The sequence below is a fragment of the Geobacillus genomosp. 3 genome (assembly GCF_000445995.2).
Lineage (GTDB): Bacteria > Bacillota > Bacilli > Bacillales > Anoxybacillaceae > Geobacillus.
In genome coordinates this window covers 1,388,840-1,413,684 of the sequence record NC_022080.4, presented here as the reverse complement: position 1 = coordinate 1,413,684, position 24,845 = coordinate 1,388,840, and the positions used below count along the sequence as shown (strand labels likewise).

The window sequence follows — 24,845 nt, the reverse complement described above, 5'->3', positions numbered from 1 at the left end:
GCCGCCTAGTGGTAGGACTGACCGGCGATAATCAGGTATTCAAAAAATTCCACTCACCATCTTTTAAGTTACAATCTCTCCCAAATCGCCGCAATGCCTTGGCCGCCGCCGATGCATAGCGAGGAAGCGCCATATTTCTTTCCTCTTCTGGCCAACTCATAAACGAGCGTCAACGTAATCCGTGTCCCCGAAGCGGCCAACGGATGGCCAAGCGCGACCGCCCCGCCGTTGACGTTGCCTTTGTCATCGCTAAAGCCCAATTCTTTTTGGCAAGCTAAATATTGGGCCGAAAATGCTTCGTTGATTTCGATTAAGTCGAGGTCATCGATTGATAAATTCGCTTTATCGAGCGCTTGTCGAATCGCTGGAACTGGGCCGATTCCCATGTATTGCGGCTCAACGCCGACGACCCCCCACGAAACGAGGCGGGCGAGCGGTTTTAAGCCGCGTTTGGCCGCGTATTCTGCCGAAGCAACGATCACTGCTGCCGCTCCATCGTTCATTCCGCTCGCATTGCCTGGCGTCACGACGCCGTTTTCCAAAAAGCGCGGTTGCAGGGCTTGCAGCTGCTCTAAGCTCGTTTTGCGCGGGTGTTCGTCTGTATCAACCGTCGTTTCTCCTTTCTTCCCTTTTACCGGTACAGGAACGATTTCTTGGCGGAAGTACCCTTGTTCGATGGCTGCCAGCGCCCGCTCATGGCTGCGGAGGGCGTGTTGGTCTACTTCTTCGCGGGTAATATGATATTTTTTCGCTAAATTTTCCGCAGTGATGGCCATGCTGCAGCCGCCAACCGTGTCGTACAGCCCATCCCAAAGCCAATCCTCGACCGTCGGGCTCCCTAATGCCGTCCCCCAGCGCATGCCGCGAATGACATGCGGCACTTGGCTCATGTTTTCAGTGCCTCCCGCCAGCACAACGTTCGCTTCCCCGGTTACAATTAGGCGCGCCGCCATAATAATCGCCTCGAGCCCCGTTCCGCACAGTCGGTTCACCGTCACGGCCGGCACGTCGATCGGCACCTCTGCCTTCAAACCGACGTGGCGCGCCAGCAAATGGGCGTCACGGCTTGACTGTTGCACGTTGCCAAATACGACATGGTCGATTTCTTCCGGCTCGATTCTTGCTTTTTTTATCGCTTCCCGCGCCGCAATGGCCCCGAGATCGGTTGCAGAAATATCGCGAAACGAACCACAAAATTTGGCAAATGGTGTGCGCGCTCCTTCAAGCAATACAATCTCCGTATACATCCTCTTTCCCCTCTCCGTCTTTTTCCTTTTCGTTCCATAGAACACTTTCGAACCAAAACGATCGCCATTCATGAACGTGCCGTTGGCTACTTCACATACGTTTCGTGTTGAATCACTTTTTCAGCAATGCGGCGCTTTAGCGTAATCACATCTGCCAGCGGTTCCTGCATAACTGCCTCTATACCTTGTGAAACCCGTTTTGCGAGTCGTTCGTCTTGCAAATACAGGGCAACGTTCAACGAACGGCCAAGCAGTTGCTGAACTGTCTCTTGAATGTATACTTGCACATAGTTTTTCTTTTGTTCTTCCATGTTGACACCGTTTTTCGCTATCGCTTTTTCTGCCCTTAACAAAGCGCTTTCCATCGCGTAAATTTGTATGGCCATATCCGCTAAATAGGCTAGAAGCTCCTGTGCCACTTCGTGCCCGGCATACCGTTTTTGGATCGCATCAGCCATCGCCCAAAACAACGACTTCATATCATGAAGCTGCTTGGCTTTGTCGGTCAACTCGACAACTTGTTCCCCTTGAATGCATTCCTCTTTAGGTGGAGAGAAGCGATTTCGCAACAATGTTGAAGCGATGACAATTCGGTTGATTTCATTCGTTCCCTCAAAAATGCGATAAATTCGCGCATCACGATAAAGCGTTTCAACCTCATACTCGGCCATATAGCCGTATCCGCCATGGATTTGCACCGCTTCATCAACAACAAAATCAAGCACTTCGGTCGAGAATACTTTGTTAATCGAACATTCCACCGCGTAATCAGCAATCGTTTGAGCGATGCAGTCGTTTCCTGTCCTCCACCCTTGTTCAAGGGCGCCCGCCGTGCGGTAAATCATGCTTTCGTTCACATATGTCTTGATCGCCATATCGGCGATTTTCGTTTGAATGAGACCGAATTCGGCCAACGAACGGCCGAACTGCTTTCGTTCCTTGGCGTATTTCACCGATAATTCGAGCGCCCGCTTGGCCATTCCTAAAGCGGCGGCCGCAAGCTTATGGCGGCCGATGTTTAAAATATTAAACGCAATGACATGTCCTTTTCCGATTTCCCCTAACACATTGGACACCGGGACTTTTACGTCGTCAAGAATCAAAGAACGAGTTGAGGAACCTTTTAACCCCATCTTTTTCTCTTCCGGTCCAACGGATACCCCTTCATAGTCTTTATCAACGATAAACGCCGTGAACTGCTGTCCGTCTACTTTGGCAAAAACGATAAAGAAATCCGCAAACGCCGAGTTCGTAATCCACTGTTTTTCACCGTTCAAAATGTAATACCGCCCACACTCAGATAGGCGCGCCGATGTTTTCGCGGCCAGCGCATCTGTGCCGGAAGTTGGTTCCGTTAACGCATAGGCGCCGATTTTGTCACCGGTCACAACATGCGGCAAATAAGCTTCCTTTTGCTCCTCTGTGCCAAAAAAGACAATGGGCAACGATCCGATTCCTACTTGCCCGCTGAACGTCACGGCAAATGACCGGCCTAAGGCCACCTTTTCACTGATGATGCATGAACTGATCTTATCCAAATGCTGTCCGCCATACCGCTCGGGGATATCGGCCCCCAATAACCCGAGCTCACCCGCTTTCTTCAATAAACGGACGGCTTCGTCAAACTGTTGTGCCTCAATGTTTTCTAAGGCGGGCATGACTTCCTTCATGATAAACTTTTCCGTCATATCCGCCAGCATACGATGTTCAGGAGTAAAGTCCTCCGGAGTAAACACGTCCTTAGCGGCGACATGTTCATGGATGAAACGCCCACCTTTATATTCTTTTATCCTTGCCACAGTCAACCGCCCCCTTGTTTCGTCCTTCCGTCTATACTTACCGATCATTGAAAAACTTGATCTAACGAAGCGTTGATTTTAACCGTTCCTCCATCATTTCGCGAAGGGCTACTTTTTTAATTTTTCCGCTCGGTGTGACAGGCAACTCTTCGACAAACATGATGCGATCGGGCACTTTGTAATCAGCGACTTTGCCTGTAATATACGCCTTCATCGACTCTTCGTCTTCCATGCAATGCGGCCTCAGCTTAATGACAGCGCAAGATATTTCTCCTAAAACAGTATCCGGCAGCCCAATGATCGCCACTTCCATCACGCTTGGGTGTTTGTAGAAAATTTCCTCGATTTCCCGTGGATAAATGTTGTAGCCGCCACGAATAATCATTTCTTTCTTCCGCCCGACAATCCGCACATATCCGTTTTCATCGATTGTCGCTAAATCACCGGTATAAAACCATCCTTCCTCGTCGATCACTTCTTGTGTTTTTTCCGGCATTCCGTAATATCCTTTCATCACTCCCGGACTTTTGCAAGCCAACTCCCCTACTTCCCCGATGTTCACTTCTTTCCGATGATCATCAACGACTTTCACTTGTGCACCTGGCGCCGCCTTTCCGACTGTTTCCGAGCGAACAGAGTCGCTGTCATCAAAACTTGTAATCGTAACAACGGAGGATGTCTCGGTCAATCCGTATGAAATGACAACATCGCAGCCCATTTGCGTACGAATTTTCCTTACGACTTCCTCAGGGCAAGGGGCGGCGGCGATAATGCCCGTGCGCAGCGAGGACAACTGGTACCGGCTAAAGTTCGGATGGTTCAGCTCCAAAATAAACATCGTCGGGACGCCATGGTGAATTGTGACCTTTTCTTGTTCGATCAGCTGCAGCGCTTCCTCCGCCTTATACCGTTCCATCAAGACAAGGCGCGCCCCGACCCATACGGCGGACAATATTGACGGAACCATTCCGAACACATGAAAAACTGGTACGGCAACAAGAAACACGTCGTTCACTGTGCAGTTCATCGTTTCCACTGCCTGTTTTGCTGCATAAATAACATTTTGATGCGTTAACATGACCCCTTTTGGCTTCCCGGTTGTACCCGACGTATACAAAATGGAAAACACATCTTCCCCGGCATCCACGGCGACTGGCGGAGCAGCAGGCAAACGTTTTCCTAATTCGATTAAGTCCTCAAACGAGTAGCACCCTTTTTGTTGGAATCGCACGGTAAAAATATGATTTAGTGAACTGCCTGCACCAGTATGTGACGCAAACAGATCGATATGTCCGAACTCTCCCATAAGAAAAGCGGCTGTCGCTTTGGAGTTTTCCAGTATATACATCAGTTCCTCTTCACCATAGCGTGGATTGCACGGAACAAGAATGGCGCCAAGGCGGGCGAGGCTGAAGTAAATGACCAAAAATTCATTCCAATTCGGCAAACAAACGATCACTCGGTCTCCTTTTTGGATCCCTAACGACGCCAGAGTAGCGGCCATAGATTCGACATGGTCGACCAATTCCTTGTACGTCATGCGCCGATAACCATCAAAAGCGACTTCTTTGCTCTCAGGAACTTGTTGAAAAGAACGAATCAACACCTCATGTACAGCGGGGATTTTTTCCGTCATCTGCAACACCCTTTCTTAGTTTTCGAATTACTTTTCTTCACTTAGACACTCGGGCGGTTGATGACTGAATAGATCGTACAGTGATGTTGGCTGCGCCTCGTGAACTGAAACATTACTTGCCGACAAACACTGGCTTCCGCTTTTCGGCAAACGCCCGCATTCCTTCTTTCCGGTCTTCGGTCGCAAACGCGTTCCCGAAGCAAGCCGTTTCCACGATCAGCCCTGACTGCAAGTCCACATTGGCCCCCGTGTTGACCGCTTCTTTGAGCATGCGCATGGCAATGGCCGGTTTTTGCGCCAATTTTTCAGCCCATTCTTTCGCCGTTGGCAAAAGTTCGTCAGCTGGAACGACTTTATTTACTAAATGAATGGCAAGCGCCCGCTTGGCATCGATCATTTCACCGAAATAAAGCAATTCTTTTGCCACTCCTTGACCGACGATGCGCGGCAGCCGCTGTGTCCCGCCGCCGCCTGGGATGATGCCGAGATTGACTTCCGGAAACGCAAACTTCGCATTCTCGGAACAAATGCGCAAATCGCACGCAAGCGCCAATTCGCATCCCCCGCCGAGCGCCAATCCGTTTACAGCCGCAATCACCGGTTTGGAGGCGCTTTCAATCTTGGAGAACGTCGCCCGCGAAATTTTGTTCATTTCCATCATGCCGGCCAAGTCGAGATTCATCATTTCATGGATATCCGCTCCGGCGACAAACGCTTTTTCCCCTGTTCCGGTAATGATGATCGCCCCGACTTGTGAATTGGCGTCCAGTTCGTCGATGAGCGCCGCCAGCTCACGAAACACTTTCGTATTCAACGGATTGAGCGGCGGACGGTCGATATACACAACGGCTGTCCGATGGTCGATTTCATATTGCAAAAATTCGTAGTTCACGGTTCATTCCTCCCCTATATGGCAAGATGATTCTCGTCATAGTGAAAGCGACGCGCCCACACATTCATCTGAAACAGCGGCAAGCGCCGCCGCTTCACTTACCGTTCGTCGTCATAATCATAGAACCCCGCTCCCGTTTTTCGGCCGAGCCTTCCCGCCCGGACAAGCTGTCTCAACAACAAAGGAGCGGCAAACCGGTCATCCTTAAACTCTTGGTAAAAATAGTCCATCACGTGCAAACCGATATCAACTCCGGCGAAATCTTGCAGTGTGAACGGCCCCATCGGGTAGTTCAACCCAAGCGTCACCGCTTTGTCGATATCTTCCATGGAAGCGACTCCTTCTTCGACAAGACGGATCGCCTCGATGAATTGCGGAATCATAATGCGGTTGACAATGAACCCCGGGGAATCTTTTTTCACTTCCACCGGCTCTTTATTCAGTTTCCGGGCGAGTTCTTTCGTCCGCTCAACCGTTTCATCGCTCGTCTTGTATCCGCGTACGACTTCAACAAGTTTCATGAGTTGTGGGGGATTGAAAAAATGCATGCCGACGACTTGGCTTGGACGGTTGGTGGCAGAAGCGATTTCTGTGATGGACATTGATGACGTATTCGTGGCTAAAATGGCGTGTTCCGGTGCAATGTTGTCCAACTGAGAAAAGACCTCTTTTTTCACCTTCATGTTTTCGATGACGGCTTCAATGACGATATCGGCCTGCTTCATGTCATGCAAGTTGGTCGATGTTCTCACTCTTTCTAGCGCTTCATGTTTTTGCTCGGCCGTCATTTTTCCTTTGGCGACGCTTTTGTCCATAAACGCTTCCATTCGCGAGCGCGCTTTTGGCAGCGCCTGCTCGTCGAGATCGACTAACATGACAGAAAATCCTGATAAGGCAGCTAAATTGGCGATGCCGCTTCCCATTGTGCCGGCTCCTACGACTCCGATCGTTGTGACCATTTGGCAAGTCCTCCTTATATTTTTTTAATTTTCGGTATTGTTGTACTTTTGTTACTAATTATAAAGAAGATGAAAATAAAAAAATACCTGCATTATGCAGGAAAACACACTCATTTTTTCGGCATTTTGAAGGAAGACAAGCCATACAGGTCATATAATTTCCATGCCATCATCAAGTTGAACCGTTGCTCTGCATCTTGCAAAGAAAAACCGAGCATGTCTTCAATTTTTTCAAGCCGGTATTGAAGGGTGCTGCGATGAATGTACAGTCTTTCCGCCGTTTCTGTTACATGACCGTTGCATTCAAGGAAGACACGCACTGTTTGCAGCCAGTCCGCATTCCGCCCTGAACAATGCCGAAGCAGCGGGCCAAGGTATTTGTCGACAAACAGTCCCGCGGCTTCGGTTTCTTTTAAATGGTGCAATACCGTATACGCTCCGAGCTCGTCAAAAAACGCTACACTCTTTCTGGGAAAATTGCGGAGCATCACTTGCAGCGCCTGCACCGCCTGCCGGTAGGAAACATAATAATTGCCAATCGATGCGGTCTTTCCCCCGATCCCGAAAAAGGCACGATACGACGCTTTTTCTTCCTTGATCCAACGGCTGATCCGCTGCTGCCATTCGCTCCAATATTTTTCCGGATTCTTTTTTTCTCTTGCCGCTGGGGCGATCAAAATATATTGATTCTCGACAGTTCCGCACAACACCCCGGAGTCCTCGGCGGCGATCCGGCCTTTCAGTTGGTTCCAAAGCGCCGTCTTCTCCGCATTTTGTTTAACAAAATCATCCCTCTCATTCAGTTCATCCGACTGCAAGTGCAACACAGCAAGCCGATGTTCTTCAAAAATGTTCCATTGAAAGACGTTGGCGTACTGGATGATGCTCCCTTCATCTTCGATTTCCGCAGCCAACAACTTATGCAAAAAACTGTCTTTCAGCTGTTCTTTCGTCTCAAACACAAGCTTTTGTTTCATAAATTGAATTGCAAAAATATTGCGGGCCAACTCCACCCCGAGGAGAAAAAAATCATCCATTTCGTTTGGCAATGCTTCAATCGCCAAATAACCGACCGCATCTCCGCCATGATGGATCGGCCAAACTACAATCGACAAGTCAGGCAGCCCATCAAGCTGGATATGCCCTCCCATATAGTTTTGGCCTGGTGCTTGATTCAACGCCTGCTTCGCAATTCGCTCAAGCTGTTGCTCGCTCAGCCCTTTTCGTTCATGCGCGATCGGCTGCATAAAACGGTTAAATACGATAACCGCCTTGCCAAACATCTGGCTGAATGTTTTCGTAATGCCTTGAAAATCTTCATGCCGGATCGTTTCTTTCATCAACGTTTGTTGATATTGAAGCAGCAGGCGGAGGCGATGCGTATGATCCCTCTCCTGCTGGTACAGGCGGACATTTTCTAGTATCACGGCCACGTAGTTTGCGATCATATCCAAGATCTCGGCATCTTCCTTTGTAAATGTCCCTTCGTTTTTCCGTTCGACGTGCAAGACACCAATCGTTTTGAAGTTGACGACAAGCGGCACCGTTAACTCATTACCGCCTGGCCTTTCCAAGAAGGGGAAATAATCGCTGACCCGATAGTTATTTTTCATCATCACTTGTTTCGGGCCAGCCACTTTGCCGTATAAAGGAGGGTGAATAACAAAACTGTTGTCCTCTTCCCGGTATAAATACATGCAGGCACCGCCCGCGTTCGTTCCTTTTCCGGCCCGCTCTACAATTTTTTCGACAAACCGCTCAAGCGGCGTATCAAGCGACAAGTGTTGAACAAGCCACTCGAGACCGACCATTTTTCGCCGTTGCGTCTCCTTGTTCCGGGCGACCGTAATGGCTAGGGCGACATCTTCACCAAAATGATCAAACAGTTGTCTCGCCTCAGCCAACAGGGAAACGTGGCGCCGAAAGCCGATCATACAAATGCCGTATTCGTGCTCTTCATCTTTAATTGGCACGCTGAACCACGTTTGGATGCCGTTTCGTTTTAATAAGTCGATCAATAGGCAGCCGCTCTCTTCCTCCACTTCTTGAAATGTTGTGCTCCCTTCAAACAGCCGTGGCAAGCAACTGGCGACCGCCATCGGCGGATGGGAAATCCCACGGCGGAAATCGCCTTGATACAATGTCGGAACGACGTCATTCCCTTCCTTTAACACGATGGCGATCAAATCACATTCCAGCTCCGTCAGGAATGAATTCACTAAGTATTGCAGCGCTTCCCCCTCCGTATTAAACTTCACAAGTTTCCGCGCTGTCGCCCGCAAATGATTTTCAATTTTTTTCATCAGCTTTTGCCGCTTGCTTTCGTCCATAGTGCTCCCCCCACTATAATTGATGCATCATGTTTTTATTCCCTCAAAAAGGTGTTCGAGCCACGCCAACTGCTCTTCTCTCTAAATCATAGGCTAGGTTGTGTTTTAGACATAGAAAGGTTGTTATTAAGCAACACGCTTAACAACAACCCCTTCATTCGGACAAGAAAACAATATTAATTCATCTGCGTCTTTGCCGCCAACGCCTTCGCCAGCTCGAGGAAAAAGTCAAGCGCCTCCGGATTCGCCATCGAGCCGGGGTTGACGGCTTTTTCGAGCGGGAAGCCTAAGAGCAGCTTGCGAATCGGGATTTCCATTTTCTTTCCGTTTAACGTTTTCGGAATTTCCTTCACTTCGTAAATTTCATCTGGAATAAACCGCGGCGAAACGTGCTGCCGAATCGATTGGCGAATGTGGTCTTTCAGTTCGTCATCGAGCACCGCGCCCGGCTTGAGAACGACAAAGAGCGGCATGAACGATTGCTTGCCCATCATTTCCAAGTCGACAACAAGGCTCTCCAACACCCCGTCAACCGCTTCGACGGCGCGGTAAATTTCGCTCGTGCCCATGCGGACGCCGGCGCGGTTGATCGTCGAGTCGGAACGGCCGTAAATGACGCAGCCGCCTTGCTCATCAATTTTGATCCAGTCGCCGTGCTTCCAAATGCCGGGATACGTATCAAAATAACTGTTCCGGTATCGCTCGCCGTCCGGGTCGTTCCAGAAAAAGAGCGGCATCGACGGCATCGGCTTCGTAATGACAAGCTCGCCGACTTCATTCACAAGCGGCCGGCCGTTTTCATCAAACGCCTGCACATCAGCCCCTAACGCGCGGCACGAGAGAACGCCGGCACGGACGGGCAAAATCGGCGAACCGACGACAAACGCCGTACACACATCCGTCCCGCCGCTGCACGATGCGAGGCAAATATCTTCCTTCACGTTTTCATACACCCAGGCAAATCCTTCAACCGTCAGCGGCGAGCCGGTCGAGAGCAAAGCTTGGAGCTTCGATAGATCATGTTGCTCTTTCGGTTTGAGGCCGAGCTTCATGCAGACGTTAATAAACGCCGCGCTCGTGCCGAAATGAGTGATGCCCGCTTTTTCCGCCAGATCCCATAAGACGCTGCCATCCGGGTAGGTCGGGCTGCCGTCATAAAGCACGATGGTCGACCCGGCCAGCAGGCCGCCGACGAGAAAGTTCCACATCATCCAGCCTGTTGTCGTGAACCAGAAAAACGTGCTGTCTTTCGACAAATTTTCCGAGATGGCCAGCGCTTTCAAATGCTCAAGCAAAATGCCGCCATGCCCTTGGACGATTGGCTTTGGCAAACCGGTCGTTCCCGAAGAATACAAAATCCAAAGCGGGTGGTGAAATGGAACGTCCTCATACACGAGCTCCGTCTTGTCCGCCACGACATCGTCCCACAGCACGACATCGTCATCCGGCGCTTCCATCTGTCCGCGCCAATACGGGAATAGCACCGTCTTTTTTAACGACGGCAATTTAGCACGCAATTCAGAGACGACCGGCATTTTGTCAAATTCTTTGCCATTGTATTGGCAGCCGTCAACCGCAAACAAGACCGTCGGCTCGATCTGCACAAAACGGTCAATGACGCTGCCGGCGCCAAAGTCCGGTGAGCAGCTTGACCAAATGGCGCCGATAGACGCGCACGCCAAAAAGGCCATCACCGTCTCCGGAATGTTCGGCATGTAAGCGACAACGCGGTCGCCGCGCTTTACTCCCATTTCCCGCAGCGCCCGGGCGATCGCCGCCGTTTTTTCGGCGAGCTCCTGCCATGACACTTCCCGGTACGGCACGCGCTCCGAGCGAAAGATGATGGCCGGGCGGTCGGTGCGTGCATGCCGGAAAATGTGGCTTACATAGTTGAGCGTCGCCCCCGGGAACCACTCCGCCCCCGGCATTTTCCGCTCCCGCAGCACACATTCGTACGGCGTCGCCGCCTGCACGCCGCTATATTCCCACACCGTTTCCCAAAACTGCTCAAGCTGTTCGACCGACCATGTCCACAACTGACGGTACGAGGCGAACGACAACCCTTTTTTTTCTTTCAGCCAATCCATGTAGCGTTGAATATTTGCGTGTTTCACTTGTTCATCCGTCGGTTGCCAAAGGATCGTTCCTTCCGTAATCGCTTTCATTTTACCGCGCGTCACGAGACGCCGTCACCGCCTTTCTGCCGCTATTTTATTCAGACTATTTATATCATAACATTATTTCAAATAATTTTGAATATACGTTTCACCGACAGATGGATCGAAAAAGATCCATGGGCAACGTTTTGTCCTTCCCCTGGCATAAACATGACCGCTGAGCGTGCGCGCATTTTCGAAACAAATTTGTTGACAAAACCGGGAAACGGGAATATGATAAACACAAAAGTTGGTCTAGGTAAAAAAAATGTCCTTTATCAAAAATATTAACAGGAGGGCAAATCTTATGGTTCAAGGAAATGATTGCCGTCTCTCAGACATGAGGCCGGGAGACCGGTTTCGCATCGTAAAACTCGCTGTTCCCGATCCTATACTGAAAAGGCGCTTGCTCGATTTAGGATTTGTACCAGGAGGAGAAGTCGAAATCGGGCAGAAAAGCCCGCTTGGCGATCCGACCGCCTATCACGTTTGTGGAACGACGGTCGCATTACGAAAAGAAGAAAGTGACAATATTTACGGGGAGAAGATCCACCATGGCTGAGATGACGTATACGATGGCCTTAATGGGAAACCCGAACACCGGCAAAAGCACGTTGTTCAACGTCTTGACAGGCTTGCGCCAACATACCGGCAACTGGCCGGGAAAAACGGTCACCCGTGCTGAGGGGGAGTTCACTTACCGCGGCGCCACATACCGCCTCGTCGACTTGCCGGGGACGTACTCGCTTTATTCCAACTCTGCCGACGAAGAAGTGGCGCGCGACTTTCTTCTGTTTGAACGGCCCGACATCACGGTTGTAGTCGTCGACGCAACAGCATTAGAACGCAACTTGAATCTGGCGCTTCAAGTATTGGAAATGACGAACCGCGTTGTGATTGCGGTCAATTTGATCGACGAAGCGAAAAAGAACGGTATTCATATCCACACTGAAAAATTAGCCGCCAAACTCGGCGTGCCGGTCGTGCCAGTATCGGCCCGCAACCGGGAAGGCATCGATGCGCTGCTCGATGCGGTGGAGGCGATGGCCCAGGGCCGCATCAGCACCACCCCGCTTTCCATCCGGTACAGCCCGGAAATCGAACAAGGCATCGCCCGACTTCTTCCATTCGTGACAGACATGGTGGGGGACACGTATCCGGCCCGTTGGATCGCTCTTCGTCTCCTTGACGGTGATGCCTCGTTGCTTCAAGCGCTGAAACAGCCGCCGCGACCATTGGCCAAGGAGGGAAACGCATATGCTTGTTGCGGATCCGTCAAATCGGTTTGACCAATTGATGGAAGAGGCGAAATCATTCGCACCGGCCGATACGCGCGAACAAATCGTTACTTCGATCTTCCAAACATCAGCCGCGCTTTGCCGGGAATGTGTCACCGATGCGAAGAGCGGAAAACGGAATCGAACGGAACAAATTGACCGGATCGTCACGTCAAGGCGGTGGGGATTTCCGATTATGCTGGCGCTGCTCGCCGCTGTTCTGTACGTGACCATCGCCGGCGCCAACGTATTTTCCGATTCGCTCGCCCGCTTGTTCGGAACGATTGAAACGTATCTCACCATGGCCTTTCAAGCGGTTCACGCCCCCGATTGGCTGCACGGTCTTCTCATACTTGGCCTGTATCGCGGCACCGCCTGGGTCGTCAGCGTGATGTTGCCGCCGATGGCGATTTTCTTTCCGGTGTTTGCGCTTCTTGAGAATTATGGCTACTTGCCGCGCGTCGCCTTTAATATGGATCGGCTGTTTAAAAAGGCGGGCGCACACGGCAAACAGTCGTTGACGATGGCGATGGGCTTCGGCTGCAACGCGGCGGCCATTATATCAACACGCATTATCGAATCGCCGCGCGAGCGGATGCTCGCCATTTTGACGAACAACTTCGTTCCGTGCAACGGGCGCTGGCCGACATTGATCTTGCTTTCATCCTTATTTATGGCGGCCGGCTATACAGGCGGATGGAACACGTTCGTCACCGCCGGGGTTGTCGTCGCCATCGTGCTGTTTGGCATCGTCGTCACGTTGGCCGTTTCATGGATATTATCGAAGACAGCCTTGCGCGGAATCCCGACCCATTACACGCTGGAGCTGCCGCCATACCGGCGCCCAAAAATCGTCGAAACGATCATCCGGGCCACCCTCGACAAATCGCTTTATGTGCTGAAACGAGCGGTCACGGTCGCGGCGCCAGCCGGCGTGATCACGTGGATTCTCGGCAATATCCATCTCGGCGATACGACCGCACTAGCCGCTTTCGCCGGCTGGCTCGATCCATTCGCAAAAGCGCTGGGCTTGGATGGCTATATTTTGACGGCGTTCATCTTAGGACTGCCGGCCAATGAAATTGTCGTGCCGGTTTTGTTGATGGGATATTTATCAGCAGGGGCGCTGACGGAAGTCGATGATCTTCATTCGCTTACGCAAATCTTCCTTGACCACGGCTGGACGTGGCTCACCGCCCTCAATATGATGCTGTTTTCCTTGCTTCACTATCCGTGCGGCACGACGCTCGTCAACATTTATAAAGAAACAAAAAGCGCGAAATGGACGTTTGTCGCCTTTGCCTTGCCGACAGCGATCGCCATTGCGGTCACCTTTACGACCGCGCAGCTGGCGAGATGGTTGGGGCTTATTTGACTCCTCTCCCGGGATTCATGCAACAACAGACTGCCCTTCCTAATCCTCTCGCCTATGCGTTGTTTTAAGATGGGCGCTGTTCAGCAAATGAAGCACCTTCAAAGATAAAAAAGGATGTCCCTCTCGTTTTGGGACATCCTCCCTCTAGAAATGTTGATATATCAAGGCTTTTCGGCCTCTCAGGGGTGCCGAAAAAATATTTTTCGACAAAATCCCTTACATCCTTTTTCAGTTTTGTGGATATCTTACAGACCTAGGGTGCGCTTCGTGGCCACGCCTGGATCCATTTTCCTGACGTGGGAGGAAGTGTATTCGATGCACCCTTGGATCTCCGCATCGCTGATGAGGACGAACCCTCCCATGTCTCCGGGCGTCTTTGCGCCAACATTCCCTCGTTCGGTCTCGTCATCAGGCGGAGGCCGGCCAAGCTCCTTTCGGGACTCGAGGTCGAATGGATGAGATCACGCCAGCTTCTCCGGTGTCATCCTGTTGTCCAACACTTCTTCCGTTCGTGGGGGGAGGCCTTAGGCCGCCCGGTGTGGAACATGGGACAAGACGTCCTGCCTCATTCGCTCCGCGTCAAACGCTTGTTTCTTCGTGCAAATCGCAAACAGCACATTCAACAGCTTTCGGCATAACGCGACGATGGACTGCTTTCCGGTCAGCGGGTTGACGGGCCGGGTCGTATAGTACTCATGCAGCTCGCGAAACGCCTCATTGTGCCGGATCAGCGGAATCACCGCCCGAAACAGCACCGATCGCAGCCGTTTCCGTCCCCGCTTCGAGATGTGCTTTTGCCCTTTGCGCTGGCCGGAGGAGTTCTCCTTGAGCGTCAGGCCCGCCAATTTCACCAATTGACGCGGGTCCCGATAGTGGGCAAAACTGCCGATCTCCGCCAGCAGATCGATGATCGTGGCATCTCCCAACCCGTCGACCGTTTTCAGCCATTGATACTCCATCGTTGTTTGAACCAATGCCTTCAACTCGGCGTCCAACGCTGCGATTTCGGCCTCGAACTGGCGGTATTGGCGGACGAGCGCGGCGATCTCAAACCGGGCCATCGTCGTCCCTTCCGTCACCCCAATCGAGCCCTTCGCGGCGTCGATCAACGCCTGAATTTTCGCTTTCTGCGGGCATTTCAGCCCTTCGCTTTGCCGGTACGCCTCCAGAAGCTCCTCGGCGGTCCGACCCGCCATATCGGCCGGAAGCGGCGTCCACTCCAGCACCGCCAGCGCTGTTTTCCCCAGGTCGCGAAACACGGTCCAAAACTCTGGAAAATACCGATCCGTCCAACGGATGATCGCGTTTTTCACCGCCGCCTGTTCCTTCCGGAGCTTCTCTTTGAGCGTGCTCCCGACGCGCAAATCCGCTTCGATCTCGTGCAGCAGCCGGGGGACGAGGAATCGCCCGTCTTTCGCCAGCCTGGCGATGACCAGGGCGTCTTTGGCGTCGTGTTTCGTCGGCAGGTTGTCATCGAGTTCTTTCGACCGGCACACATGCGCCGGGTTGACCATGACCAGCGGGATCCCGTTTTCCTCGAGGAAGTAGGCCAGGTTCAACCAGTAGTGCCCGGTCGGCTCCACGGCGACGATCACCTGTGCCTTCCCGAACGCTTTCCTCCCCTCCTGGATCGCTTCATACAGCTGTTGAAACCCCTCTTTCGACTGGAAGATCGGGAACGACTTGCGAAGCACGCGCCCCCGGTCATCCACGAAGCAGGCGTAGTGGGTTCGTTTCGCGATATCGATGCCCACGACCAATGTGTGTTCCGTGACTTGATTGATTTTCTGATTTTGTGTACAATTCATCTGAAGTCCTCCTTGGCATGATGGTAGGTATTGTTTGGCACCCCTGCATCATACCAAGAGGGCTTTTTTTGATCAAGTCCCCGGAAAAGCTCCTAACGGGAATGCTCCATTTATAAAGATTGTGTGCAGCAAAGCGAAAAACCATTCTAGCAAAAGAGATGGAACGCCCGCCGACAAAATAGCCGCCTATTTAGCGGCTTTTCTAACATTTTGGCTATAAAATTGATAGCTGTTGCGTACACTCTTTGCCCTATAAAGAGCGTAGTCAGCATGGCGGATCAATTCTTTCGAAGAGTTTCCGTCCGACGGATAAACAGCGATTCCTATGCTAATGGTCGCAACGATTTTATGTCCGTTGACAAGGAAAGGGGGTTGCATGCTTTGCTGCAGTTTATGAGCTGTTTTCTCGATCTGCGCATCATTCGCTACATCTTTTACTAATACTAGGAATTCGTCTCCCCCAATCCTGCATGGGATGGCATTCGCCCCAATATTATCCTTCACCCTTTGGGCGAATAACTTCAGCAACTGATCCCCTACATCATGGCCGAACGTATCATTCACTTCCTTGAAGCGGTCCATATCTATATACATGACAGCCAACCGTCTATTCTCCCGTTTCGCCTCCTCGATTGACTGTCGCACGAGATCGAGAAACAATCTCCGATTTGGAAAGCCGGTTAACGAATCATGGAATGCTAAATACTTCAGCCTGTTTTCGTAATGAATCCGTTCAGTCACATCAAGCATAATTCCTTGAATGGCCGGATTTCCGTCGTATTCGATATACGAAAGCGACAACCTTACATAAATCGTCCTGCCATCAAATGTGTCCACTTTCTCGATAAAAGAGAGTTGCTCACTCAAGGTGTTCTCCCACACCGCTTTGTTTAGTCTCGGCAGATCTTCCGCATCGGAATGCCTACAATATCGCTTTTTTGCTTCGCCCCGAGCAGCTGCACGGCGCTGATGTTTGCGTAAATAACCATTCCCTCTTGGTTAAATACGAGCACTCCTCCCGGCAAATGTTCAAGAAACGTTTTGTAACGCTTCCTGCTCGCTTCCAGCTGCTCCTTCATCTTTTGAAGTTCCCGTTCCTTCATCTTTCGTTCTGTAACGTCACGAACAACAGCGACAAACCATCGATGCCAATCGCCCTCCCCATCCAGCGGGGTAAGAACGGTTTCATAATGTTTCCATCCATTGGACGTTTCCATTTCATCTTCATAAGTAATCGTTGTTTTCATTTGGGCAGCCTGTTTGTAGTTCTCCTTTATTTTGGCTGCCCGTTCCGGAGACAAAACATCTTCAAACCGCTTACCGGTGACATTGTCCATGCCGATAGTGCGACAGGCTGCCTTATTGGCCCATATATAGCGAAAGCTGCAACCGTCGGATTTCGCAACAAAAATCATATCGTCTATAGCGTCGAAAATCTCCCGTAGCATGCTGAAATGATGCTCGATCAACGACCTCTCGTCCTGTTCCATACGGCCCCCCGATAGTCAATAAAAACTTCTTTTTCACTCACTGCTGTTTTAATTAGTCTTCTACAAGCCTTTGCTTTCCTCCAAAAAGATCGCCTACCTATTCATATCAAAGATTTTCCTCTGCACTTCATGAAATTTCAGCTTCGAAATATATGCCACTTTTTCGCTATTAAGAAAGTGGGCTAAATACGTTTCGCCAACCTGTGTAATTTTCACTACCTTTTTTAAGTTAATGATATAGGAACGGTGAGTTTTAAAAAAATCATCATCCAACTCCTTTTCGATTTCGTTCAGCGTCTCCGTTGTCTCATATTGCTCATTTACCGTATGAATCACTGTTTTTCTGCTTTCCTTTTCTACGAATAAAATATCCTCCATGGGCAACAAAACAATAGCGTTTTTCGACCGGATTCCAAGCCTTTTGCTTGGCTGCTTCGCTGGTGTAGCCCATCGCTTGGCCATATCGATTAGTTTGCGAGCTTTTTCGAGTGCATAAAAGAGACGCGTCCGCTCAATCGGCTTCACGATATAGTCCGTAGCAGACACTTCAAATGCCTCTACGGCAAATTCATCATATCCAGTAATAAAAATCACCTGAACAGAGGGCAAAAGCTGTTTGCATATTTTTACTGCCTCCATGCCATCGAGCCCGGGCATACTGATATCCACCAACACAATATCCGGCTGTTCTTGAAGCACGAGCTGCAAAAGTTCCTCTCCGCTTGCCGTCTCAGCCACAACATTGTAATGGGGAAACAAGCGGATAAAATGCCGCAAAATCGTTCTGGAAGACGCATCATCATCAGCAATCACAATTTTTAAATCTTCCATTGTTTCCTTGCCTTCTTTCTAATCCCCTATTTTGAATGAACCCCCTCCCTTGGTTGGCAGAACATTGGCTTCTAACATTTCTTCCAGTTGAGCAATGCGAAATACTTCATTCTCTTCCGATCTAGTTCTGAAAACCATCGCCTGTTTTTCTTTCTCTTTTGCAGGCATCGATGAAAAGAACAGACAATCCAATTTTGTTGAATCAACAAAAGGGACAGTGAATAAATTGAAAAGCCTATATGAAAACACTCGATTTCCTGATACACCGCTTTAGGCGCTTCTATTGTCTTATATTTAAGTTCGCTTTTAAACGCTCTTCTACATCTGCCCATTTTTCGTCGACTCATATAAACACATTATATCCCCCGGTTTTTTAAGTCAACATCATTTGTCCATTTTCATCTAGCGACACTTCAATTTGACGGTGCTCCTCTTGGAACGTGTAAGATGTTTTACCGATTTGAACTACTGTCCCCTCTTTAACCACACCAAACCTCACCGTTTGGCCTTGGGGCACGGCAATGTGTGTAACGACTCCGGAAGCCGAACCAGCCTCTTGAATAAACGCCCCTTTTCGGGCCAAGGCGCGGCCGCCGCGCATAACTCCTTTTACGTTTAGAAAACCGCCGGAATGAATGGTACAGTTATAACACCCTTGGCCAAAAACGGTTATATCGCCGCTGCAGTAGATCGTACTATTCAACGCGTAGGCCATCTCGACATAACTGTGCTCACCATTTCCATTCATATGTTGTTTCGTCGTTGCCTTAATGTCTTCAAGCAGCTTGGTGAGCCGTTCAAGGGAATGGAGTTCGTTCGGAATACTTGAGAAAAAACAAAGTTGAAGCCGCTCAGCTAAATCGAGCCAAACTGGCTGGAGCTGCGAATGGCCGCCCTTTTTCACCGCTTCGATATACTTTTGTCCTATTGATGACAAAGGACGGAATTTATAGTCCATTAACAGCTTTATTAGCGGGAGTAACCTGTTTTGTTTCCAATTTGTCCTTTTAAATGCCGGAGAATTGATTAGTTGTTTTATGGAAGAAATCATTCTTTCAATGTATTCTTCAACCGAGCTTAATAAATGTGCAAGCTCAGAAACGAGCATACGGCCTTCCCCTGCCGAAATGACGCTTCCAATGACATTTTGCCTAATAAAGACGGCTTGTTTTGACGTAACCGTCGCCCGGTTGACATTTTGAAACACCGTCACATTGCCCTCTGCCTCAACGTTCATTCCGTCTTCCACGCTGCCGGTAATATCGACGTCACCATGAAACCGGATATTGCCGGAACTTAAATCGACATCGCCTTGATGAGTAAGCTTGTCCACTATCCATATATACACATCCATCCCTTGTTGTTGGAACACCGGCCGCCCATTAGCCAACGCCATGATTTTCGTCCCGTTTTCAATTGCTGTGACCCCTTTTCCTAAATGGACCGTCACCGGATGGACAGGTTTAGGCAGAATCGGCTCGTTCGTTATGGTCATGCCAGGAACACCTGGAATCGGAGGGTGAACGACCGCGATGACTTGTCCGAGGTGAACAGAAGGAATACGGTTTACTTCGCGGAAATCGACGGTACCGTCTTCACGCAGTCTCGGTCTTGCCTGCTGATGGCCTATATTGACCGTTGGCTCCACCCAGCCGTTTTTTCCTTCCCGCGGCTTCATCCCTCTCGCAATGACGAAATCTCCCGGTTTTGTTGCTTTAGCTGCCTCGGCCATCGCAATAAAATCAAACCCTTGAACAACATTTAACGATTTTAGCTTTTGCAAAATCTGATTATATCCGAGGCTGTTGCGCACTTCAATATGCTGCTGGGCTTTTAACTCAATATGATAATCAGGATCGATATCTTTAAGTTCAAAACGTTTTGTTATCCCTGGCTCTATGCGCAAGATAGCGTGCATCTTGTCTTCATCGACAATAATATCCCATTTCGTTTCAACCGTCTCCTCAAGTGTTTGTATTTCCAGTCGATCCCCTTCCGTTATGACTGTCGTCCCAGTCACAGGCTGACCATTTTTTAAAAGGAGAACGCCATGCCCTACAGTAATCGTCGGATAGCATAGCGGCGACAAACGATAAAAAATCCGCCCTTCCTTTACCCATACTTTTCCATTTGTACAGTTCTCTGTTGCTTTTGACTCTGTTTTTTTGTCGTTATCTGCTGGGGAGTTTTTTTCTTCCCCGACTATGTCAGGCGCCTCTGCTTTCTTTTCTACCTTCATTATCTTTACAACGGCCGGTCTCGAACCGATGCGCCAAATCCCTTTTGTCTCTTGTTGAATAATTTCAATCTGCACTTCTTCACGATTGCTTTGCAACATCGCTAGGCCGGCATGAATTGCCTCATTGATGTTTTTTCCTTTTGAAATGACCGTCTGTCCCATCAACGTTCCCCCTTTGCCTAGAATGTTTACAACCTAAATACACTCCTTTTATTCAATCTTCCGGTTTGCCGGCAATTCTCGCTTTCACTGAAAACATTCCCACACTTGTCGAACCATTGTGGATTCATTTGCCCGATCGTTCGGCTGCCCGACATTACGTTGATGCCAAAGCAACGTTGACCCGGTTTTCAGGCGTTAGGGCTTTGTCATGTTAGCTTACCCGGTTTGCCTAAAAGATACCCTTGCGCAGCCGGGACTCTCAGCAGTTTTGCTTGGGCAAGATCCACTTCTTTCTCGATCCCCTCTAAAACGAGCACCATTTTTCGGCCGCAGTAGTCCGCCAATAAGCTGACTATTTTTTGTTTTTCTTCATTAGAGGCCAACCCTTGAGCAAAATACCGATCCAATTTTACATAATCCGGCTGTAACTCAATAATTTTTTGCAAGGTCGATGCCCCTTTGCCTACATCATCAATAGCAATGTAAAACCCGTACTCTCTCATCGTCTGTATCGCTGCTTTTAGCCCGTCGTCCCCCCATATGTCCTCCTCTGCTTTTGTTTCATTCAGTTCGAATACGATTCGGTTTTTGGCGTACGGGAAGCGTTCAATTATCCTTTTTAAAAACGGCTCGAACTTATGGTGCAAAACCGTGGACGGATACACATTTACGAAAAGTAGTCTTCCTTTCTTTTCTAAAAAAGGAAACTGAGAAATGGAACTTTCTAACAACACTAGATCGAATTCGTATAAACATCCTTCCTCTCTAGCTGCTTGAAAAAGACGTTCAACATAATTAACACCGTCGACCCGTACTAATGACTCATAGCCGAAAATGCTCCAATTAAACAGATCCCAAAGCGGCTGGTAAACGTGTTCAAACTGTTGTCTGTTGATCAGTTTTCTAACAGAGACTGAGATCACGCATTCACGGTCCTTTCATAGGTCGTTAATCGTGTATTGTACCGAGGGATGAGTACGACCATTAACCTAATATAGCTTTTGTTTAGATTTCAATATAATCTTTTTCCATGCGTCTGTCTAACTCCATTCGCGCACGTGAGGCATCAATCCAACCCTCAGCAACAGCCGAAAGGACATATCAGGCTCTTTTTTTGACTTTTTACGACATATTTATTGTTTTTTTGTCGAAAAATGCAGAAGCTTCCTTTATCTATGGGAGCGCTTTTCTTCACATATTGTTGCTAATTTTTCGAGAAACAGGTTGACGTCCAACGGTTTTGTCATGTAGTCCGAAAATCCCATTTTTAAAGCCTTTTCAATCTCTTTCGGCACGGCGTTGGCGCTAAGTGCGATCATGGGAATATGCTTTGTCCGCTCGTCCCTTTGCAGCATTTCCAATACTGTATATCCGCTTATATCCGGGAGATTGAGATCGATAAGAATAAGATCAAATTGGCCATTGGCAGCTTTTTGCAAGCCTTCGCTACCATCGCAGGCAAACGTCAACAAAAAATTGGGAAATGGCCGCAACAAATGCTCTAACAGTTTTAGATTGGCTATATTATCTTCAATATATAAAATGTTTTTATTCCCGAGCTTCAATAGCCGATCCCGATTGACTTGTCCGCCTCCTAGCGAATGCGGCCGGCCGTGGAAATGATTGAGCGCCGGCAGGCTGAACGAAAAATCGCTCCCTTCCCCCAACTTGCTTTCCACCCTAATCGTACCGCCCAAAAGGTGGAGAACTTGTTTGACAAAAGCCAAACCGATGCCATGACCGTCAACACGAGTGCCTTTGACTCGATAAAATGGCTCAAAAATATTTTCTTTTTCTTCGTCTGGGATGCCTATCCCGTTATCTTTTACATGTATAATCACGCTGCCGTTGTTATATTTCCCTTCAACAACAACCGTGCTGCCCTCATGGCTGTATTTAATAGCATTGTCGAGCAAATTCAACAGCACTTGCCTCACTCTTGTCGCATCTGTGTATACATACACTTTCTCATCAAAATCCGATCGGTCTTTAATGTCGATGTTTTTCTTATTAGCTAACGGCTCGATTAATTTAATACTTTCTTTAATAATGCTGTTCGGGTGAACGACATCATAAGTTAAATGCAGCCTTCCCGTTTCGATTTTTGCCAGATCTAACATTTCATTGATTAAATTTAATAAATGACGGGCACCGCTTACTATTTCTTGCACAAACTCCCGCTGCTGACCGTTTAAAGAATTATCCATTTCCAGCAATTGGGCGAATCCAAGCACGCCGTTCAATGGCGTCCGAATTTCATGGCTCATACGCGAAATTAAATTGGATTTCGCCTTGTTGGCCTTTTCTGCCTCTTCCTTTGCCCGCAGCATCTCTTGTTCCATTATTTTCCTTTCCGTAATATCGATCGCCGAACCGACAACTTCAATCACCTGGCCGTTCTCTTTTATAGGGCGCAAACTCGTCAAATAGTCGATTCCATTTACGTTCCCCTCATAGTACAACGCTTCCCCTGTTTCCCACACATGCCGGTAATACCGCTCTTTTTGGTCGGCGATGCACTTCGGCAAAAAATCATGCAATGTCTTGCCAAGCACCTGTTTCGGATCAAGCCCTAAACTATGAAGCAGTTCGCCGCCGCATAACGTATGAACGAACTGCTCCCCCCTTTTCGTAAACTTAAAAATCATTCCTTGCTGTTGGCAAATGGTGTTCCATAAATCTTGTTGTGTTTTCTTTATACGCTCTTGATATTTTACAAGTGGTGTAACGTCTCTTCCGACCATAAACAACCCGATGACATCTTTTCCCCCTGTTATTGGAATAAACGTAAACTCCATGATTACCGTTTTTTTCTGAGCTGTTCTTACTAGGGCTGATAAAAAGCAAGGCTCACCCTTTTTCACCTTTCTCAAACATTCCTCAACTTTTTCATAATCTTGTTTGTAAAGCAGCTCATACAAGCTGGCCGGCGGCGCGTCACGGTGAACCTGCAATATTTCTGCCGCCTTTGGATTAATGGTGACAATTCCTCCCTCAAGATTAGCAGACAATACAAGGTGCGGATTGTAGTCCACTAGACATTGATAATGAGCTTCTGTAAGTTTTTGTTGCCGCAGCGCTTCCCGCCGTTCGATGGAAGCGATCACATTGACCATGACCAATATCGCAATCGTAATCAAAGCGAGAATGTAAGCTAAGCCATCAGACGGAATCGATGAAGCGAATTCCGCCCACGTTATTTCCCCGTTATAAGGTAGTTGAAACGATGTCCCTTTCATTGCGATATAATGCATCGCCGCGATTCCGCCTCCCATGACAACGGAACTGATGATCTTTTTTAAAGGCCAATTATTTTCTGCACGGCAGGCAACAAAAAGGATCAACAAAGCCAAGAACGAGGTGAAAAAGGAAATCACAACTGATAGACAAACAAAAAACGGGTGATGGTGCATAGACATTCCCGTGTTCATCCCTGCAATCCCCACATAATGGAGCGAACTAATGGCAGTCCCCATCAAGACGCCGCCTAAAACAAAGCGCCAAGCCTTTCCCCTGCTGCAACAAACTAAATACAGAGCAAGGAACGACCATAACACGGCCAACAAAAACGATAAAACCGTCGGGATCACTTTATAGGCTATAGGGGAATATAGGCGGTACCCAAGCGTGGCTGTAAAATGCATAGACCAAATTCCTAAACCGGTGATTATGGCTCCCATAAACACCCAAATAATTTTTTCTTTGTCATGGCTAACGGCTTTTTCAGAAATATTCAAGGATAGGTAAGAGGAAACGACAGCAATAATGACAGAAATGGCAACTAACCATGGATCATGATACCCCGTAATCTCCATAATGCCTCCCCATTCGTTAAAGTCAAAGACAACATCATCATATAAAAATGCACCACTACAAACAATGGAGACATCCATCCAGCATTGCTGTGATTTATCGCCTAGTTTATAATTTGGAAAACAATGTTTCAAAACTAAAAAGGATGGGCAACAGTCAATCGCCCATCCTTCTTTAGCTAATGATCATTCTTATACTTCTCTTACTTCCTTCGTATGTGACACATCCCCTTCCACGACAACATGAAACCTCTCCCCATCCGCCTCCACAATCGTCACGCTCGTGCCGTACATATACGGCGGCGCCCAAAGCTGGTCAAGCGGCGCGCCTTTGAAGGCCGCCACGAGCGCTTTCAGCACGACGCCGTGAGTGACGATTAACACCGTTTCTCCTTCGTGCCGCCTAACGATGCGCCGCACCGCTTCCAGCGCCCGCTGCTGCACATCGAAAAACCGCTCGCCGCGCTCGGGGGCGTACCGATGGGGCGCGTTCCAAAAATAGTCGAACGCAAGCGGATCCATCTCTCGGATTTCGTCATGCGTCTTGCCTTCCCAATCACCAAGATGAATCTCGCGCAACCGTTCGTCCTGATAAATCGGAATGGGCCGCCGGCCGCGGACGAGCTCGGCCGTTTCGCACGCCCGGCCGCTGGTGCTCGCATAAATCGCGGCCAACTCGACCGCTTCAAGCCGCTTTCCAAGCCGCATGGCGTCTTGCCGTCCTTTTTCCGTGAGCGGCGAGTCTTGCCATCCTTGCATCCGCTTTTCCACATTCCACTCTGTTTCCCCATGTCTTGTCAAATACAATGTTGTTGTCATGTCCTCCCGTATG

The 24,845-nt window shown here is 49.1% G+C and carries 18 protein-coding genes; 3 read left to right on the top strand and 15 right to left on the bottom strand.

Translation table 11 applies throughout. The features are described from left to right. Positions 1-68 precede the first annotated feature (68 nt). The 7 genes from M493_RS07055 to M493_RS07025 form a co-directional block, all read right to left on the bottom strand. A complete protein-coding gene (locus tag M493_RS07055) occupies positions 69-1,247 on the bottom strand; it encodes an acetyl-CoA C-acetyltransferase (protein WP_020959613.1) in 1,179 nt (392 codons plus the stop codon). An 86-nt stretch (positions 1,248-1,333) separates the two neighbouring features. Next, positions 1,334-3,046 (bottom strand): acyl-CoA dehydrogenase family protein, encoded by a 1,713-nt coding sequence (locus M493_RS07050; protein WP_020959612.1) that lies wholly within the window; start codon positions 3,044-3,046, stop codon positions 1,334-1,336. Between the two features lie 61 nt (positions 3,047-3,107). Beyond that, entirely contained in the window at positions 3,108-4,682 is a 1,575-nt protein-coding gene (locus M493_RS07045; protein ID WP_020959611.1) for a class I adenylate-forming enzyme family protein, read from the bottom strand. Between the two features lie 112 nt (positions 4,683-4,794). Beyond that, complete coding sequence (locus M493_RS07040) at positions 4,795-5,574, bottom strand: enoyl-CoA hydratase/isomerase family protein (RefSeq protein WP_020959610.1); 780 nt, start codon at positions 5,572-5,574, stop codon at positions 4,795-4,797. A gap of 98 nt (positions 5,575-5,672) precedes the next feature. Next, positions 5,673-6,533 carry a 3-hydroxyacyl-CoA dehydrogenase family protein gene (locus tag M493_RS07035; protein ID WP_020959609.1) on the bottom strand — a complete coding sequence of 287 codons (861 nt, stop codon included), beginning with the start codon at positions 6,531-6,533 and terminating at the stop codon, positions 5,673-5,675. Positions 6,534-6,643: 110 nt separating this feature from the next. Further along, complete coding sequence (locus M493_RS07030) at positions 6,644-8,863, bottom strand: helix-turn-helix domain-containing protein (RefSeq protein ID WP_020959608.1); 2,220 nt, start codon at positions 8,861-8,863, stop codon at positions 6,644-6,646. 176 nt (positions 8,864-9,039) lie between these two features. Beyond that, a complete protein-coding gene (locus M493_RS07025; RefSeq protein ID WP_020959607.1) occupies positions 9,040-11,028 on the bottom strand; it encodes an acetoacetate--CoA ligase in 1,989 nt (662 codons plus the stop codon). 298 nt (positions 11,029-11,326) lie between these two features. On the opposite strand from M493_RS07025, the gene M493_RS07020 reads away from it, so the two are divergent. From M493_RS07020 to M493_RS07010, 3 genes are read left to right on the top strand one after another with little or no spacing between them, the layout of a single operon-like run. Further along, positions 11,327-11,581: a FeoA family protein gene (locus tag M493_RS07020; RefSeq protein ID WP_020959606.1), complete on the top strand. Its 255-nt coding sequence runs from the start codon at positions 11,327-11,329 to the stop codon at positions 11,579-11,581. Next, the gene (locus M493_RS07015) at positions 11,574-12,308 is read left to right on the top strand and encodes a FeoB small GTPase domain-containing protein (RefSeq protein WP_020959605.1); all 735 of its coding nucleotides are present in this window, start codon (positions 11,574-11,576) and stop codon (positions 12,306-12,308) included. The genes M493_RS07020 and M493_RS07015 overlap by 8 nt, the downstream gene beginning before the upstream one ends. Beyond that, positions 12,277-13,671: a nucleoside recognition domain-containing protein gene (locus M493_RS07010; RefSeq protein WP_020959604.1), complete on the top strand. Its 1,395-nt coding sequence runs from the start codon at positions 12,277-12,279 to the stop codon at positions 13,669-13,671. Before M493_RS07015 ends, M493_RS07010 begins: the two co-directional genes overlap by 32 nt. Positions 13,672-14,195: 524 nt before the next feature. On the opposite strand, the gene M493_RS07005 is transcribed toward M493_RS07010, so the two are convergent. The 8 genes from M493_RS07005 to M493_RS06975 form a co-directional block, all read right to left on the bottom strand. Continuing rightward, a complete protein-coding gene (locus M493_RS07005) occupies positions 14,196-15,479 on the bottom strand; it encodes an IS110 family transposase (RefSeq protein WP_020959603.1) in 1,284 nt (427 codons plus the stop codon). A gap of 186 nt (positions 15,480-15,665) precedes the next feature. Then, positions 15,666-16,346, bottom strand: a complete 681-nt coding sequence (locus M493_RS18855) for a sensor domain-containing diguanylate cyclase (protein ID WP_020959602.1) — start codon at positions 16,344-16,346, stop codon at positions 15,666-15,668. Between the two features lie 23 nt (positions 16,347-16,369). After that, positions 16,370-16,969, bottom strand: a complete 600-nt coding sequence (locus tag M493_RS18850) for a PAS domain-containing protein (protein WP_020959601.1) — start codon at positions 16,967-16,969, stop codon at positions 16,370-16,372. A 93-nt stretch (positions 16,970-17,062) separates the two neighbouring features. Further along, entirely contained in the window at positions 17,063-17,800 is a 738-nt protein-coding gene (locus M493_RS06995; RefSeq protein WP_020959600.1) for a LytR/AlgR family response regulator transcription factor, read from the bottom strand. 373 nt (positions 17,801-18,173) lie between these two features. Continuing rightward, positions 18,174-20,201: a flagellar assembly protein A gene (locus M493_RS06990; protein WP_020959599.1), complete on the bottom strand. Its 2,028-nt coding sequence runs from the start codon at positions 20,199-20,201 to the stop codon at positions 18,174-18,176. Positions 20,202-20,407: 206 nt separating this feature from the next. Further along, positions 20,408-21,124 carry an EAL domain-containing protein gene (locus M493_RS06985; protein WP_020959598.1) on the bottom strand — a complete coding sequence of 239 codons (717 nt, stop codon included), beginning with the start codon at positions 21,122-21,124 and terminating at the stop codon, positions 20,408-20,410. 246 nt (positions 21,125-21,370) lie between these two features. Further along, positions 21,371-24,016: an MHYT domain-containing protein gene (locus M493_RS18025; RefSeq protein ID WP_020959597.1), complete on the bottom strand. Its 2,646-nt coding sequence runs from the start codon at positions 24,014-24,016 to the stop codon at positions 21,371-21,373. 189 nt (positions 24,017-24,205) lie between these two features. After that, positions 24,206-24,832 (bottom strand): histidine phosphatase family protein, encoded by a 627-nt coding sequence (locus M493_RS06975; protein WP_020959596.1) that lies wholly within the window; start codon positions 24,830-24,832, stop codon positions 24,206-24,208. Between the last annotated feature and the right edge of the window lie 13 nt (positions 24,833-24,845).

Bases quoted from the DNA above. Each gene is read 5' to 3' on its own strand.
- M493_RS07055 (WP_020959613.1), bottom strand. From the start codon at position 1,247: ATGTATACGGAGATTGTATTGCTTGAAGGAGCGCGCACACCATTTGCC.
- M493_RS07045 (WP_020959611.1), bottom strand. From the start codon at position 4,682: ATGACGGAAAAAATCCCCGCTGTACATGAGGTGTTGATTCGTTCTTTT.
- M493_RS07035 (WP_020959609.1), bottom strand. From the start codon at position 6,533: ATGGTCACAACGATCGGAGTCGTAGGAGCCGGCACAATGGGAAGCGGC.
- M493_RS07030 (WP_020959608.1), bottom strand. From the start codon at position 8,863: ATGGACGAAAGCAAGCGGCAAAAGCTGATGAAAAAAATTGAAAATCAT.
- M493_RS07025 (WP_020959607.1), bottom strand. From the start codon at position 11,028: ATGAAAGCGATTACGGAAGGAACGATCCTTTGGCAACCGACGGATGAA.
- M493_RS07020 (WP_020959606.1), top strand. From the start codon at position 11,327: ATGGTTCAAGGAAATGATTGCCGTCTCTCAGACATGAGGCCGGGAGAC.
- M493_RS07015 (WP_020959605.1), top strand. From the start codon at position 11,574: ATGGCTGAGATGACGTATACGATGGCCTTAATGGGAAACCCGAACACC.
- M493_RS07010 (WP_020959604.1), top strand. From the start codon at position 12,277: ATGCTTGTTGCGGATCCGTCAAATCGGTTTGACCAATTGATGGAAGAG.
- M493_RS07005 (WP_020959603.1), bottom strand. From the start codon at position 15,479: ATGAATTGTACACAAAATCAGAAAATCAATCAAGTCACGGAACACACA.
- M493_RS18850 (WP_020959601.1), bottom strand. From the start codon at position 16,969: ATGGAACAGGACGAGAGGTCGTTGATCGAGCATCATTTCAGCATGCTA.
- M493_RS06995 (WP_020959600.1), bottom strand. From the start codon at position 17,800: ATGGAAGATTTAAAAATTGTGATTGCTGATGATGATGCGTCTTCCAGA.
- M493_RS06990 (WP_020959599.1), bottom strand. From the start codon at position 20,201: ATGGGACAGACGGTCATTTCAAAAGGAAAAAACATCAATGAGGCAATT.
- M493_RS18025 (WP_020959597.1), bottom strand. From the start codon at position 24,016: ATGGAGATTACGGGGTATCATGATCCATGGTTAGTTGCCATTTCTGTC.
- M493_RS06975 (WP_020959596.1), bottom strand. From the start codon at position 24,832: ATGACAACAACATTGTATTTGACAAGACATGGGGAAACAGAGTGGAAT.